At 71.3% G+C, this 14,256-nt stretch carries 14 protein-coding genes; 6 read left to right on the top strand and 8 right to left on the bottom strand.

What is annotated here, in order from left to right:
- Window positions 1-58: 58 nt before the first annotated feature.
- On the top strand, window positions 59-481 hold the full coding sequence (locus ADY59_RS20370) for an ATP-binding protein (protein WP_049564408.1): 423 nt from the start codon (window positions 59-61) through the stop codon (window positions 479-481).
- Between the two features lie 48 nt (window positions 482-529).
- On the opposite strand, the gene ADY59_RS20365 is transcribed toward ADY59_RS20370, so the two are convergent.
- A complete protein-coding gene (locus tag ADY59_RS20365; RefSeq protein WP_049564406.1) occupies window positions 530-1,030 on the bottom strand; it encodes an EF-hand domain-containing protein in 501 nt (166 codons plus the stop codon).
- A gap of 90 nt (window positions 1,031-1,120) precedes the next feature.
- Between ADY59_RS20365 and ADY59_RS20360 the strand changes: the two genes are divergently transcribed.
- The 4 genes from ADY59_RS20360 (at window position 1,121) to ADY59_RS20345 (ending at window position 4,570) form a co-directional block, all read left to right on the top strand.
- Entirely contained in the window at window positions 1,121-1,585 is a 465-nt protein-coding gene (locus tag ADY59_RS20360) for a hypothetical protein (protein ID WP_156325616.1), read from the top strand.
- A 212-nt stretch (window positions 1,586-1,797) separates the two neighbouring features.
- On the top strand, window positions 1,798-2,793 hold the full coding sequence (locus ADY59_RS20355) for an ABC transporter substrate-binding protein (RefSeq protein ID WP_049564402.1): 996 nt from the start codon (window positions 1,798-1,800) through the stop codon (window positions 2,791-2,793).
- Window positions 2,790-3,812, top strand: coding sequence for a FecCD family ABC transporter permease (locus ADY59_RS20350; protein WP_049564401.1), 1,023 nt, complete (start codon window positions 2,790-2,792; stop codon window positions 3,810-3,812). Before ADY59_RS20355 ends, ADY59_RS20350 begins: the two co-directional genes overlap by 4 nt.
- Window positions 3,809-4,570, top strand: a complete 762-nt coding sequence (locus ADY59_RS20345) for an ABC transporter ATP-binding protein (RefSeq protein WP_049564397.1) — start codon at window positions 3,809-3,811, stop codon at window positions 4,568-4,570. The genes ADY59_RS20350 and ADY59_RS20345 overlap by 4 nt, the downstream gene beginning before the upstream one ends.
- 27 nt (window positions 4,571-4,597) lie before the next feature.
- On the opposite strand, the gene ADY59_RS20340 is transcribed toward ADY59_RS20345, so the two are convergent.
- From ADY59_RS20340 to ADY59_RS20330, 3 genes are all read right to left on the bottom strand, one after another.
- Entirely contained in the window at window positions 4,598-6,295 is a 1,698-nt protein-coding gene (locus tag ADY59_RS20340) for a hypothetical protein (protein WP_049564395.1), read from the bottom strand.
- 20 nt (window positions 6,296-6,315) lie between these two features.
- A complete protein-coding gene (locus tag ADY59_RS20335) occupies window positions 6,316-9,009 on the bottom strand; it encodes a hypothetical protein (RefSeq protein WP_156325615.1) in 2,694 nt (897 codons plus the stop codon).
- A gap of 86 nt (window positions 9,010-9,095) precedes the next feature.
- Entirely contained in the window at window positions 9,096-9,689 is a 594-nt protein-coding gene (locus ADY59_RS20330) for a DinB family protein (RefSeq protein WP_231618804.1), read from the bottom strand.
- 62 nt (window positions 9,690-9,751) lie between these two features.
- On the opposite strand from ADY59_RS20330, the gene ADY59_RS20325 reads away from it, so the two are divergent.
- Window positions 9,752-10,759: a helix-turn-helix transcriptional regulator gene (locus ADY59_RS20325; RefSeq protein ID WP_082310258.1), complete on the top strand. Its 1,008-nt coding sequence runs from the start codon at window positions 9,752-9,754 to the stop codon at window positions 10,757-10,759.
- Between the two features lie 66 nt (window positions 10,760-10,825).
- On the opposite strand, the gene ADY59_RS20320 is transcribed toward ADY59_RS20325, so the two are convergent.
- The 4 genes from ADY59_RS20320 to ADY59_RS20305 form a co-directional block, all read right to left on the bottom strand.
- Window positions 10,826-11,371: a dihydrofolate reductase family protein gene (locus ADY59_RS20320; protein ID WP_049564391.1), complete on the bottom strand. Its 546-nt coding sequence runs from the start codon at window positions 11,369-11,371 to the stop codon at window positions 10,826-10,828.
- A 35-nt stretch (window positions 11,372-11,406) separates the two neighbouring features.
- Entirely contained in the window at window positions 11,407-12,126 is a 720-nt protein-coding gene (locus ADY59_RS20315; RefSeq protein ID WP_049564388.1) for a helix-turn-helix domain-containing protein, read from the bottom strand.
- 49 nt (window positions 12,127-12,175) lie between these two features.
- Entirely contained in the window at window positions 12,176-13,288 is a 1,113-nt protein-coding gene (locus ADY59_RS20310) for a class I SAM-dependent methyltransferase (RefSeq protein ID WP_049564386.1), read from the bottom strand.
- Window positions 13,289-13,386: 98 nt separating this feature from the next.
- Window positions 13,387-14,247: a DUF1996 domain-containing protein gene (locus ADY59_RS20305; protein WP_197093752.1), complete on the bottom strand. Its 861-nt coding sequence runs from the start codon at window positions 14,245-14,247 to the stop codon at window positions 13,387-13,389.
- Window positions 14,248-14,256: the final 9 nt, after the last annotated feature.

Below are 14,256 nucleotides of genomic sequence, written 5' to 3'. Positions count from 1 at the left end.
TCCTGTCTTCGTACAGGTTGGGGACGGCATCCTCCGCCCGGTTGAGGAAAGGGACGACATGCTGCGATCAGCTCCGCAGAGCCGCATCCAGTACGCGTGGCCGCTGCCCGGTGACGCCCAGGCCGTGGGCCAGGCCCGATCCGCCGTCCGGGATCTGCTGACCGGGCTCGGCCTGCCCGCCGGGCTCGTCGACGACGCGGTGCTGATGACCAGCGAGCTGGTCACGAACGCGCTGCTGTACGGGGACGCGCCGTACGAGCTGGCCGTGAACGCCGGCCGGAAGGAGATCGTGTGCGTGGTGGTGGACAGCGGCCGGCCGCTGCCCGCCCAGCGCACCCCCGACCTGGACGCCGAGCGGGGGCGCGGCCTGCACATCGTGGCGGCGCTCTCCGACGGCTTCTACGGCTGCCATCCGCAGCGCTACGTCACCAGCCCCGACCGGACGGGCAAGGCCACCTGGTTCGCGCTGCCGCGCGCCTGACCGCCGCCGGAGCGGGCCGCCCCCGACGGGGGACGGCCCGCCCGTGTGTCAGGCCTCGCCGACGAGCAGCCGCCGGCGCACGTCCGCGTACTCCTCGTAGGTAATGCGGCCGTCGCCGTCGGCGTCGGCCTCCTGGAAGGCCGCCGCCAGGTCGTCGCCGGGACGGCTCCACAGCGTGCGGAACTCCTCGGCGGCCAGGGCGCCGTCGCCGTCGCGGTCGGCCAGGTCGAAGGTGGCCCGGAACATCGGCGCGAGCACCTGCGACATCGTGCCGCTGCGCACCATCGACTCGAAGGACCGGACGTACTCCTCCTTGGTGATGTGCTCGTCGTGGTCGAGGTCCATGGACCTGGCGTGGGACTCCCAGGTGCTCAGGTATGCCTCGGCGACCGAGCGGCCGATGGGGCTGTCGACGGTGACGCCGGCGGTCGCGCACCGCCGCTCGGCCAGCGCCAGGTAGTCGTTCCTGGTGAGGGCGCCGTCGCCATCGGTGTCGAGGTCGTTGAAGTTGCGCTCGGCGCACCTGCGGAGCACGTTTCCGTCGTTCACCGCGACTCCTCTCGGAGAGTGATTGATTCACTACTCAGAGTAACTCATACTTGATCAGCTCCCCCCGAAAGCGCCGATGATGGGGAGAACATGAGGCTGTTCATTGGTATGGGAATCGTCCTGGCCGTCGGCCTGGCCGGCGGCCTGACAGCCGAGGTCGCCGCCCCGGCCGCGGCCCGCGCCGACCACGGGCCCCGGCGCTGGACCGACGAGTGGACGGGGGTCAAGGTCACGCCGCGGCGCCCCCGGCAGGACAGCGACGTGCGGGTGCTGGTCCGCTGCCCGTTCGAGGCCAACCGGGCGATCGTGGCGACCAAGCCGTTCAACCCGCCGGGCTCCTTCAAGTTCCGGCGCGAGCTCGGCATCGGGATCGACGACGGGCGCGGCTTCGACACCGAGACGATCGCGTTCGACGCGCTGCGCGGGCCGCGCCGCGTCACGCTGAAGTGCCTCAAGGTCACGATGTACGAGCACCCGCGCCGCCGGAAGGTCGAGCTGCTCAGCCGCTCGCACACGCACATCTTCGTGCGCAGGTTCAGGAAGGGGCGGTTCTAATGACCCGGCCACGGCCGCAACGTCTACATCAGCGCGGACGGCCGGGGGTTCGGCAAGGTCACGAGCGGCTCGTGGGCGCCGGACGCCCGGCGGCGGAGATCACGCCCCGATAGATGCGAATAGTTCGCAATTGCTAGATTAGTGCGAGCTATGCGGCAGGGACGGATTCGCCCGCCCCTGCCGCGCCGTACCAGTCTGGAAGGTCCCCGAGCATGCGCTACTGGCTCGCCGGTCTGCTGCTCCTGGCGGCGGGCTGCTCCGCGGCGCCTGCCCCGCAGCCCCAAGCCGCCGGCAAGCACGTCACGATCGAGAACTGCGGCCGCACCCTCACCTTCGACGAGCCGCCGGCCAAGGTCGTCACCGGCTACCACCCCGCCCTGGAGACGCTGCTCGCGCTCGGCCTCCAGGACAAGGTGGCCGCCCGGACGAACTTCACCGAACTCGGCCCCGACGGCTTCCTGCCGGGCCAGAAGGAGCACTACGCCGCGATCCCGGAGATCTCCGGCACGATCATGCTGCCGCAGAAGGAGATCATGCTGTCGCAGGGCGCCGACTTCGTCCTCGACAACAGCATGGCCAGCTTCGACGCCGCCGGCGGCTACGCCACCGTCGAGGAGCTGGACGCCGCCGGGGCGCCCGTCTACATCATGGGCGGCTGGTGCAGCCCGCAGGAGCAGCTCGAGTTCAAGGTCGAGGACACCCTCACCGACCTGCGCAACCTCGGCAAGATCTTCGGCGTCGAGGAGCGGGCCGACGCCGTCGTCGCCGACCTCCAGGCCAAGCTCGACGACGTCCGCGAACGCGTCAAGGACCTGCCGCCCAAGCGCGTGCTCGCCACCGACGGCGGAGAGGGCCCGGTCAACGCCTACGGCGGCGCCGGGATCATGAACCAGCTCATCACGCTCGCCGGCGGCGTCAACGTGCTGGCCGACATCAAGGCCGACTACACCGAGGTCAGCGTCGAGAAGGTGGCCACCTCCGACCCGGAGGCGCTGCTCGTGCTCGACTACGCCAACCTGCGCGGCGAGAACATGCCCGCCGCCAAGGCCAAGGCCGACCTGGCGTTCGGCATGACCAAGGGCAGCCCGCTCGCCGAGAGCAAGGAGTTCCTGCCGGTCCCGGCCGCGGCCGCGCATCCCGGCTACCGCAACGTCATGGCGGTCTTCGAGATCGCCCGGTACCTGCACCCCGAGGCGTTCAAGGAGTGACGCGCCGCACCGGATTCTCCCTGCTCGTCCTCGGCCTGGTCGCCGCCATCGTGGTGGCCACGCTGCTGTCGGTCGGCATCGGCGCGGTGCCCGTCGGCGTGGCCGAGTGCTGGGGGATCATCGTGAACCATGTGTTCCCCGGCGCCGTCGAGCCGACCTGGACGGCCGCCCAGGAACAGATCGTCTGGACGTACCGGCTGCCGCGCGCGCTGCTCGCCCTGCTGGTGGGAGCCGGGCTCGCGGTCGTCGGCGCGGTGCTGCAGGCGATCGTGCGCAACCCGCTCGCCGACCCGTTCCTGCTCGGCGTCTCCTCCGGGGCCTCCTTCGGCGCCGTCGTCGTGCTCATCGCCGGGCCGACCGTGCTCGGCGGCCTGTCGCTGCCGACCGCCGCCTTCCTCGGCGCGCTGCTCGCCCTCGCCCTCGTGTACGCGCTGGCCCAGCGCGGCGGACGGCTCATCCCGGCCCGGCTGGTGCTGGCCGGGGTCGCGCTGGCCTACCTGTTCCAGGCGCTCTACAGCTTCGTGCTCCAGCAGGCGCAGAGCGGGCGGGCGGCGCAGCAGGTGCTGTTCTGGCTGATGGGCAGCCTCGGCGCAGCCCGCTGGGAGAACCTCCCGCTGCCCGCCGGCGTCATGATCGTCGGCCTCGCGGTGCTCCTCGTGCAACACCGGGGCCTGAACGCGCTGACGGCCGGGGAGGAGACCGCGCTGTCCCTCGGCATCCCGGTGCACCTGTTCAGGGCGCAGCTCTTCGTCATCACGTCGCTGCTGGTCGGCGTCATGGTCGCGGCCACGGGGGCGATCGCGTTCGTCGGCCTCATCGTGCCGCACGTCGCCCGCATGCTCGTCGGCGCCGACCACCGGCGCATGCTGCCCGTGACGGCGCTGCTCGGCGCCGTCTTCCTGCAACTGGTCGACCTGGCCGCGCGGACCATCAGCGCCCCGCAGGAGCTGGCGCTGAGCATCGTGACCGCCGTGTTCGGGGTGCCGTTCTTCCTGTGGCTGCTGCGGAGGCGCGCGTGAAACTCACCGTCGCGGGCGTCCGCGTCGAACTCGACGGCCGTCCCATCGTCCAGGGCGCCGACCTGGAGGTCGGCGAAGGCGAACTCGTCGGCCTCATCGGCCCCAACGGCTGCGGCAAGTCCACCCTGCTCCGCTCCGTCTACCGCGCGCTGCGCCCCACCACCGGCCTCATCGCCGTCGACGGCGACGAACTCGTCCGTCTCCCGTCCCGCGAAGCGGCCAGGCGGGTCGCCGTCGTCCCCCAGGAAACGCCCGACGACCTGGACTTCACCGTCGCCGAAGTGGTTCACATGGGCCGCACCCCGCACAAACGCGCCCTCGACCGCACCACCCGCGACGACGAACGCATCTGCGCCGACGCCCTCACCCGCACCGGCATGGCGCACGCCGCCGACCGGCGGTACGCGGTGCTGTCCGGCGGGGAGAAGCAGCGCGTGCTCATCGCCCGCGCCCTGGCCCAGCGCAGCGGCCTCCTCCTGCTCGACGAGCCCACCTCACACCTGGACATCCGGCACCAGCTCGAAGTCCTGCACCTGGTCCGCGAGCTGGAGGTCAGCACGCTGGCCGTGCTGCACGACCTCAACCAGGCGGCGACGTACTGCGACCGGCTGTACGTGATGTCGGCGGGGCGGATCATCGCCGGCGGGCCGCCCGCCGACGTGCTGACGGCGGAGCTCATCGGGGAGGTGTTCGGCGTGCGGGCCGCACCGGTGCGCCTGAACGGCTCCCTGGGCTTCGTCTTCGACCGCCTCCCCTGACGGCGCCCCTCCGGCCGGCCGCCGGCGCTAGCGTCCGGTGGCCAGGCCGCTCGTGGCGGCGGCGTGGCCGAAGCAGATGCGGGGCATCAGCTCATGGGCGCCCGTCGGCAGAAGCTGGGGCTCGATCGCCGCCTCCGGACCGCTCCCGGGGCCGAGGACGAAGGCGTTGGCGAACGAGGCCGCCAGCCACGGGCCCTGCGGGTCACCGGCCCACATGGCCCACACCTTGCCGCTCTCGCGCCGTACGGGCTTCGCGCCTCTCACCAGCGCGGCCCACGCCCCGCTCCGGTGGCCCAGCGGGTCCCAGCCGCCTGTGTGCTCGCTCTTGTAGATGCGGATCCGCCGGTCGGACTGCTGCTGGACCCAGGTGGCCGCCGCGTCGGCGTACGCCTGGAAGCCCCCGCTGATCCCGTCGACGGCCCACTGCTCCTTCCACACCCGTCTGAAGTCGGCCGCGTCGTCAAGGCCGCGTTCGCGGGGCGAGGCCCACCATTCCGGTGCCGCGTAGTGCGCGTCGGGGATACCGGCGTTCATCAGGGTGTGCAGGCGCGGCACGCTGGCGCTGAACCCGCTGACCACGACCCGGCGGACCACCGGCGCGGGCGCGTGGACGGTCGCCTCCGCGCCCCTCGGGAAGTCGCGGGGCATCCACAGGCAGAGCTCCCGGAGCAGCCGCATCAGCGACGCCGGGGCCTCGAAGAGCTCGAACTGGCTGGACGGGACGATCGGGATCACGATGATCGCGTCCCGTTGCGCGGCGGCCAGCTGGTAGGCGAGGAAATGCTGACTGAGCAGGTGGAAGACGGGGATGTCGAGGAACCGCTGGGTCGCGACGACGTCCAGCGCGCGGCCCCTGGCGGCGAGGAGGCCGTACGGGTAGGGCGGCCGGAACGGGTAGGGGGCCTGCGGCATGGCCAGCCGGTTGTTCGTGTGCGGATGCAGCCAGACGACGAAGTCCAGCGCCGCGGTCTTCGGCTGGTGCAGGCGGTGGGGCACCCACACGCCGATGGCGAAGCGGGGGCCGGTTGCCTGCCCCTCGCCCACCTCCCCGTACTCCACGAGGTGGAAGCGCCCCTCGCGGTCCGGGTCGATCGTGTGGGAGGTGGTGGCGAAGCGCCCCCACCCGGGCGCTTCCGGAGTGTCGGAGAGCAGCGCCGGGCCCGCCAGGCGGAAGCCGCTGATCGTCCGGCTGATGGCCGCCTGCGTTCGGTGCGCCCTTCTGTCCTGGGTGACGAGAGCGGTGCGGTGGTCGAGGTCGAGCGGGACGTAGTTCGGCTCCGTCGGGTTCCGCTTGCGCGCCTGGGCCGCCGCGTTCTTCCGCTCCGCCTCCTCCAGCAGGGGTTTCAGCGCCTGGGCCCGCTGGGTCAGGTCGGCCTCGGGCAGATGGCCCAGCGGGGCCGGCCGGACGCGGCCCAGCGTGGCCGCGATGGTGACCTGCTGTCCGTCGGTGCGGACGCGCCGGGTGGCGTTCGTCCAGCGCCAGCCGGTCTCGCCGGGGTCGCGCACCAGGTTCATCACGAGGGTCGCGTAACGCCGGTGGCGCAGCTCGCAGACGATGTTCCGGGTCTCGCCGGGCACGTCGAAGGTGAACGACGGCCCGATCGTGATCTCCGGCAGGAGCTGGACGGCGCCTCCCGACCACAGCCGGCGCGTCAGCCGGGCGTCCGCGACCGGCACGCCGCTCGCGTTGTCGATGACGACGGTGATCCGCCAGTCGGCAGCCACGGGTCACGGCGCCGGGGTCGTCACAGCTGCTGCCCGGTCTTGGGGTCGTACTGGACCTCCACCGCCACCACCTGGTCGGTCGGCAGCACCTCGATCCACTGGTCGAACACCTCGTACGGGGCCGCCGGGCGGAAGCCGCCGTCGAGCGGGTCGAAACCGGTCTCGAAGACCTCCTCCGCGGCCAGGGTGTTGCCGATGGCCGTGTTGGACTCCTGCAACTGGGTCGCGAGGATGTCCAGGACCTGCCCGACCGTCTTGCCCTCGTACTCCGGGGGGTCGCCCGCCTGGAACGGGTAGGGGAGGCCGAGCGCGGCCTGCCCTTCGACCTCCGCCTGTTCGAGCCATTCGAGCGCGGCTCGCTCGCGCCCCGGCCGGACCGGCAGGACCGCCTTGGCCCAGGCGGCGTTGAGGAACTCGTTACGGCGCGAGTCGCCGTCGGCCTGGATCAGCCAGCCGAGCGAGCTCCCCAGGGGCGCCGGCTGGCTCTGCTCGGTGATGAGGTAGTTGATGCGCCATTCCTCGGTGTCCTGGCCCTGCGGATTGATCGCGTTCGTCTTGTCCGTGTGGGAGTACCAGGTGACCACGGTCCGGTCCGTGAGCACGGTCGGGTCCGGCACCGGATATTTGCCGACACTGCCCATGGTGGGCGGGGCGGGGATCGGCGGCTCGGGCTCGGGAACCGTGTGGGGCCGCCAGTAGTCAGGTGCGACGAAATAGAGCATCTCGTCCACGTCGAAGATCTGCCGGAGCAGCTCCGAGCCCAGATAGAGGTCGTCGAACAGCTCGAACGGCTTGAGCTTGTGGATCAGGCTGCCGTAGATCACCTGGCGTTCCTCGGTGCGCAGGTCCGGCGACGGCCGGGTGCGCATGGCGCTGATCAGGCCGAGCCGATCGCGGACGGCCGAGGCGTAGGCGGTGCGCTGCAGCGCGGCCACCTCGGCCTGGTAGACCTTCAGCTCCTCCTGGTAGCGGTCGTGGGCCGCGTTCGTCTGCGGCGGATCCCAGATGAGTTCGAAGGTGAGGCCGATCGGGCTCAGATCGCCGGAGTGGAAGAAGCCCGTGAAAACCGCGAAGCCGGTCTTCTCCGGATTGACGCGGGTCGCGGCGGCGGTGAACGCCCGGCCGGGCGCGACGGAGATGAGCCGGGCCTCCTTCAGCTTGTAGTCGGCCTCGGGCGGCGACGGCGTGTAGTCCATCCGTGCCACGGCGTGGATGGTGTTGGCGTGGTTCGAGATCCCCTCGGCCTCCGGGAAGGCGTGGTGCACGAACTCCATGTCGGCTTCCGGAGGGTCCTGCGTGTCACGCACCTTGCGGATCGGGAACGTGCCGTTGAACTGGGTGTTCTTGGGCACGAGCGGCGGCGGCGCCTCCGGCCTCCTGATGGAGGTGAGATCGGGCGCGGGGACGATGTGGACCAGGTCTCCCAGGCCCAGGTTGCGGCCCGGCGCGGGAAGGTAGACCTGCCAGCACAGCCGGGCGCCGATGTGCTGCAACTGCACGCCCACTTTGCGCATCTTGCGGCGCAGCTCGTAGTTGACCAGCTTGTCGGTGGTGTTCTGCACGATGTAGCGGCGACTGGACAGGTCCGTCGTCTCCGTGACCGTCTTGAACGTGGTCTTGAAGTTGCGCTTGATCTCGCTGGCGACCTTCGCGCTCTGCGTGCGGGAGTGCTTGTGCGTCTCCTCCGAGGACCGCTTGACCGTGGTGTCCACGCTGAAGCTGGCGCTCGCGTCGGCGTGGTAGATGCCGACGTTGGCGCCGCCGGACGCGCTGACGCCCAGCTTGGTGTCGTTGGCGTTGTCCTCCTTGACCGCGTTGGCGATGTCCTCCTGCTCGGTCAGGCTCTCCTCGACCTTGCGGGTCGTCTCCTCGAACTGCTCGGCCGTGCGCTCGACCAGGGTGCGCCGCGTGCTGGTCTCGACGAGCTCGACGGTGCCGCCCGGGCTGAGCCACAGGTGCCCGGCCGGCGGGCCGAGGAAGGTGTCGAACTCGAAGAAGTACTGGCGGAAGAAGTTGACCAGCCCGACCGGTGACAGCACGCCCTGGGTCACGGCGTCGAAGCGTTCGGCCAGGGCGGCCAGCGCGGCGTCGTCCAGCGTGCGCACGGCGTCGGCGGGGGCGAACGACGTGTGGCCGAGGCTCGCCAGTGCGCTGTCGGCGCTGCCGTGGGCGAGGCGCAGCGTGTTCTGCATGCCGAACCACCCGGCCAGCGGCTGGTAGATGCCGAACAGCTCGCTGGCGTAGGGCAGCATGCCGGTGAACTCCGACAGCGGCCGGCCGCTGTAGATCGGCGGGCCGTGGACCGGAGTGGGCAGCACCTGCACCGGCGCCTGCGGGCCACCGGGGGAGGTGGCGAAGGGCAGCGTCAGGGGTGACTGGCCGGTCAGCAGCCTGACCAGCAGCGCCTCGCCGGTGGACTCGGCCGCCGGAGCGACGAACGAGATCGGGTGGACCCCCGCCGGGCCGGTGATCCGGCCGACGTACTGACGGGATGAGCCTGTCTCGCGGATCAGGAACGTGTTGGCGAGTGCGGGAACGTTGGGGAAGTCGGCGGGATCCCGGATGTCCATGTCGCGGGGCAGGCCGAGGGCGATCCGTTGCCCGGCGGGAAGCTCTCCCGGCGGGCTGGGATCCACCATGTAGGACCAGACCCGGTAGCCGGTGTCGGCTCCCGGAAGTGGTTTCTTGCCGACGAACGTGACGGTGATCGCCATGCTGCCCTCCGGCGCTCAGGGTGCGGCCCCATGGCGTCACGATCGTACTATCGGTAACCGATGTCAAGCGCTGAGTCACCGAATGGTCAAGTCGACCTCTGGCCGTCGAGGGTCTCGCGGATGAGGTCGGCGTGGCCGGCGTGCTGCGCGGTCTCGGCGATGACGTGCAGCAGCACGCGGCGGACGCTGCGCGCCGCGCCCGGCTCGTGCCAGGGCGCCTCCGGCATGGGGTGCGTCGCCGACAGGTCGGGGAGCGTGGTGACGATCTTGTCGGTGGTGGCGGCGACCTCCTCGTAGCGGGTGAGGATCCCGGTCAGCGTCTCGCCGGGGAGCATCCGGAAGTCGTCCTGATGGTCGATCATCCACTGCGGGATCTCGCGGGCGGTGCCGGCGGCCAGGTCGGCCCAGGTGACACCGTCGGGCAGGTCGTAGCGCATCGCCGACGGGCCGTCCACGGCGAAGCGCAGCCACGACTCCTCAAGGGTGGCGACGTGTTTGATCAGCCCGCCGAGGCAGAGCGCGCTGACCGTCGGGCGCTCGCCGAGCTGCTCGTCGGTGAGGCCGCGGACAGTGGTGGTCAGGGCGGATCGCGCGGCGGCGAGTTCCGCGAGCAGGTCGGCCCGCTCGGCGTCGAGGGTGGCCGTCATGGCGTTGCTGTCGTTGCTGTCGTTGTTCGGCATGGGGCAACAGTCGCAGCAGTAGAGGACAGAGAGTGGCCGCTACTTCGGGCAACATGGAGAACATGCGGAAGACCTCGGCGCGGCTGCTGGCGTTGCTCTCACTTCTCCAGGCGCGGCGCGACTGGCCGGGGGCGCTGCTGGCGGAGCGGCTGGACATCAGCCCGCGCACCGTCCGCCGTGACGTCGACCGCCTGCGCGAGCTCGGCTATCCCGTCGTGGCCGTCAAGGGGCCGGACGGCGGTTACCGGCTCGGCGCGGGCACGGAGCTGCCGCCGTTGCTGTTCGACGACGAGCAGGCCGTCGCGCTGGCGATCGCGCTGCAGATCGCCACCTCGTCGGGGGCCGGGATCGAGGAGGCCGCGGCGCGCGCGCTGAACACCGTCCGCCAGGTCATGCCCGCGCGGCTGCGCCACCGGATCGACACCCTGCGGGTGACCGCCGCCGACGCGATCCGGCCGGACGCGCGGGTCGACAGCGGCGTGCTCACGGCGCTCAGCGCCGCCGTCCACGCCCGCGAGGTGCTGCGCTTCGACTACGTTTCGGCCGAGGACGAGCAGGCCCCGCCACGCCGGGCGCAGCCCCACCACCTCGTCGCCCGGCGCGGGCGTTGGTACCTCGTCGCCTGGGACCTCGACCGCGACGACTGGCGTACGTTCCGGGCCGACCGGATCGTGCCGCGCACCCCCACGGGGCCCCGCTTCACGCCGCGCGAGCTGCCCGGGGGTGACGTGGCGGCGTTCGTGGCCGGGCGGTTCCGGGGCGCCGACGGGCCCGGCGACTGGCCCTGCCGCGGGGAGGTGATCCTCGGCCTGCCCGCCGGCGTCGTGTCCCGCTTCGCCCGAGACGCGGTCGTCGAGGAACTCGGCCCGGACCGCTGCCGGCTCGTCCTGGGCTCGTGGTCATGGCCCGGTCTGGCCGCCGCCGTCGGCATGTTCGACGCCGACATCGAGGTCGTCGGCCCTGCCGAGCTCAGGGACGCCTTCGCCCGGCTGTCCCGCCGCTACGCCGACGCCGCCGCGAGCCCACCGACCGGCCGAGGACGACCGGCTGAGCGCGGCCGCCGCTCATGAGGTGAGCTGGCGTACTGGAAGCCGGCGCCGAGAAGATCGCTCGTCGGCCGGTGGCTCACCGCGCGGCTAGGAGGCGGCGGGAGCGTACCTCGCGTGGATCACGCCCGACTGGAAGGTGTCGGACTGGATCAGCTTCAGCGGGTGGGTCGGGGTGTTCTCGAACAGCCGCTGACCGTGGCCGACGGCGATCGGGTGGACGAGCAGGTTCAGCTCGTCGAGCAGCCCGTTGGCCAGCAGCCACCGCACGGTCGTCGCCGATCCGGACATCTGGATGTCGCCCTCGGTCCGCTCCTTGAGGCGGCGCAGCTCGGCCGCCACGTCACCGGTGATCAGCGTGGTGTTGTTCCACTCCGCCTTCTTCAGGGTGCTGGACACGACCCACTTGCGCGCCGCGTTGAACATCGCGGCGACCTCCTGGTCCTCCTCGGTCGTGGTCCAGTAGGAGGACCACTCCTCGTACAGCGTGCGGCCCATCAGGAACCCCGCCGCGCTCGCCATGCCCGCCTCGACCACGGCGCCCATCTCGTCGCTCCAGTAGGGGAAGTGCCACTGGTCCGGCGACTCGACCACGCCGTCGACGGAGATGAAAAAGCTGGAAACGATCTTAGCCATCGGTTGCTCCCCTTGTCGTCCGTGCGGAAACGACACTAAGCGGGAAGCCGCTCGTCGGTCTTGTACAGAAGCGACAGCGGCTCCACCGGCTGCCGGCGGCTCAGCTGGGTGGCGGTCCGCCCGATGTACCGGCTCAGCGAGCGTGCCAGGTGCGGCTGGTCGAAGTAGCCGAGCAGCTCGATCACCTCGTGGACCGGCACGCCTTCCTGGATCAGGACCGCCGCGCGCCGGGCCCGTTCGATCTGCCTGACGGCGCCGCGCGTGAGCCCGGTCGCCGCCACGAAACGCCGCTGGAGCGTGCGTTCGGAGACGTCCGGGGCGGCGCCGCGCAGCACCGCGTCGACCATCGGGTCGCGGTCCAGGACGCCCTCACGCACCATCCGCGCCACGAACGCCTCGGCGTTGTCCCAGTCGGGCAGGTGCCAGGCGGACCCCTTCAGGGAGAACGACCTGCGCGTCGCGCCGGGGAGGGACGCCGAGCCGTCGACGAGCCGATCGATCGGCAGGTGCGGCATCGACGTGCCGAGGGCGAAGTTGATCCCGAAGAACGCGGCGTCCTCGGGGACGGGCGCCGGGCTCGCCTTCGTCTCCGGCCCCATGACGGCGACGCTGACCTGGCCCCGGTGCTCCCAGAAGACGAGGTCCCAGTGGGCCGCCGCGATCGAGGTCATCCGCCCGACGCCGTCGCTGCGGCTGCGCCACACCCGCTGGACGTACGGCGAGTCGGACGACCGGCTCTCGACCTCCAGGCCCATGCCCGTCCCCCTTTCCCACGGGCAGTGTGGCACAAGGAGGACCTACCGGTCAGTGGCCCGCCGACTCCAGCGGGGCGGAGGCCGGGGTGTCGCGGAGGCGGTCGACCTTCAGCGCGCCGCCCCACCGGGAGATCGCCGCGTCGTCGGCGAACGCCATGGCCCGCATCATGTTCCCGCCGTCGGTAGCCTCGACGGTGCGGCGCAGGCGTTCGCGCAGCGGGTCCGGGAGGCGGGACGTGCCGGCCTCGATGGTGTCGCCGTAGTGCGGGGCGTAGCCGACCCCGGCGAACCCGGTGCGCCTCAGCAGCGTGGGCAGCGTGTCGGACGAGTAGAACATCAGGTGGTTCTTGGTGAAGCCGCTCCACGCCGAGCCGTACGCCTTCAGGAGCAGGGAACGGGCGTTGACGGTGAGGATGAGCAGCACCCCGCCGGGAGCGAGCAGCTCGCGGAAGCGGGCGAAGTCGTCCAGCGGCCGGGGCAGGTGGGCGAGCACCGACCAGAGGGTGATGACGTCGAAGCCGCCCCCCGCGATCTCGGGGACGTCCTCGGGGGCGCCGAAGAACGCGCGGGCCTTGGTGAGGCGGGCGTTGGCCTGGGAGACGGAGTCGGGCGAGAGGTCCACGCCGTAGGCGTCGAAGCCGCGCTGCTCGGCGAGCTCCAGGAAGAGGCCGGCGCCGCAGCCGAAGTCCAGCAGCCGTCTGCCCTCGCCCGCGTCCAGGATGGGGGAGAACGCCTGCATGGTGAGGTTGTAGCGGCGTTGCCGGTTGGCGGCGTACTTGCCGGTGAGGAACTTGCTGTAGCCGGTGGCGTAGAGATCGCCGAGGCGCTCGGGGCGGACGTTCGGGTTGCGGTAGAGGAAGCCGCACGAGGGGCAGCGGACGACGCGATAGCGCCACTTGCCGCCACCGGTGGGCTGGAAGAGCGGCTGCTGCCGTTCGTCGCCGCACATCATGCAGCCGAGGAACTCCTCGATCTCCTGCAGCGGCAGGTCGAACTGGTAGTCCTCCAGCGGCATGACGGGCGCCTTGCGCAGGCGCCATCGCCACTGCGCCTCGCGGATCAGACGCTCGCCGGGCCGGACGTAGACGCGCTGTCCCCAGGGGACACGGTCGTAGCGGGTGCCGTACGCCAGCCGGCCGAGAAGTCGCCGTGCAGAGACCATCGCAAACCCCTAAGCAGCCGAATGCCGCAGGTATTGCCTCGTCCACTTCCGACTATTCCATCGGAATCCTCAAATGAATACCGAGAACCGGGCGAGCCTCACGTGAGGCCCGCCCGGAACGGGAAATTACGGACGGCCGTCCGGGCCGCACTTGATGATCGGCCGGATGCAGTCGCGGACACGGCGTTCCAGCTCGGCGGGGGGCCAGGCGTTGAAGAAGTCGCCGTGCATGGTGAACCGCCCCCGGACGCCAGCCGGAACCGCGACGGGTCGCCGTTCACCGGGTAGCGCAGGACCTGGCGGAGCTTGGGCACCGGCACCGGGTGGGTGGCGGGGCACTGGCCGCCGACGGGGTAGGCCATGTGGCTCTTGTGGTCGGGCGAATCGAGGTCGCGGCCGTTCCAGCACTGCGGGAAGTCCAGGTACGACTCCAGCATGGTGCCGGACGGGCAGGTGACGAAGTCCTTGGACGCGCCGACGTGGCCGGCGTGCAGGCAGGACCAGCGGGCGATGGTCGAGGAGTCGGGCCCGGTGGCGCGGGCGTTGCCGGCCACGACGCGCAGCCCGGGGGGATACGGCTGGGTGCGGGCGATGATGTCGTCACGCACCCCTTCGCCCAGGTAGTAGAACGAGGTGATGACCGGCTCCACCGGGGTGTTGCCGTTGTAGAGGGTCGGCACCCAGTAGGAGGACTTGTCCACGGACGGGTTGCAGTTCGTGGCGCCGTTCTGCAGGTCGGCCAGGGTGGTGTGGGCGTTGGTGACGCGGCTGCCGAAGAAGCTGTGCATGTGGGAGGCGCCGGGCAGCCCGGGGAAGACGATCGGGTCGTCGGGCAGCCGGTGGCTGTAGGGGCAGTCGGCGAGGAACTCCGCGACCCGCACGGGTTCGGCGACGGCGGTGGCGGGCTGCTGAACCCCCAGCATGGTGGCGAGCAGGATCAGGACGAGGATGGGTCTCATGTGAGCTCC

The sequence above is a fragment of the Nonomuraea sp. SBT364 genome, assembly GCF_001083785.1.
GTDB lineage: Bacteria > Actinomycetota > Actinomycetes > Streptosporangiales > Streptosporangiaceae > Nonomuraea.
This window is presented reverse-complemented; position numbering and strand designations above follow the sequence as displayed.

Coding starts and splice junctions, on each gene's coding strand:
- ADY59_RS20320 (WP_049564391.1), bottom strand. CDS start 11,371: ATGGCTAAGATCGTTTCCAGCTTTTTCATCTCCGTCGACGGCGTGGTC.
- ADY59_RS20315 (WP_049564388.1), bottom strand. CDS start 12,126: ATGGGCCTGGAGGTCGAGAGCCGGTCGTCCGACTCGCCGTACGTCCAG.
- ADY59_RS20370 (WP_049564408.1), top strand. CDS start 59: ATGCTGCGATCAGCTCCGCAGAGCCGCATCCAGTACGCGTGGCCGCTG.
- ADY59_RS20335 (WP_156325615.1), bottom strand. CDS start 9,009: ATGGCGATCACCGTCACGTTCGTCGGCAAGAAACCACTTCCGGGAGCC.
- ADY59_RS20330 (WP_231618804.1), bottom strand. CDS start 9,689: ATGCCGAACAACGACAGCAACGACAGCAACGCCATGACGGCCACCCTC.
- ADY59_RS20305 (WP_197093752.1), bottom strand. CDS start 14,247: ATGAGACCCATCCTCGTCCTGATCCTGCTCGCCACCATGCTGGGGGTT.
- ADY59_RS20310 (WP_049564386.1), bottom strand. CDS start 13,288: ATGGTCTCTGCACGGCGACTTCTCGGCCGGCTGGCGTACGGCACCCGC.
- ADY59_RS20355 (WP_049564402.1), top strand. CDS start 1,798: ATGCGCTACTGGCTCGCCGGTCTGCTGCTCCTGGCGGCGGGCTGCTCC.
- ADY59_RS20325 (WP_082310258.1), top strand. CDS start 9,752: ATGCGGAAGACCTCGGCGCGGCTGCTGGCGTTGCTCTCACTTCTCCAG.
- ADY59_RS20360 (WP_156325616.1), top strand. CDS start 1,121: ATGAGGCTGTTCATTGGTATGGGAATCGTCCTGGCCGTCGGCCTGGCC.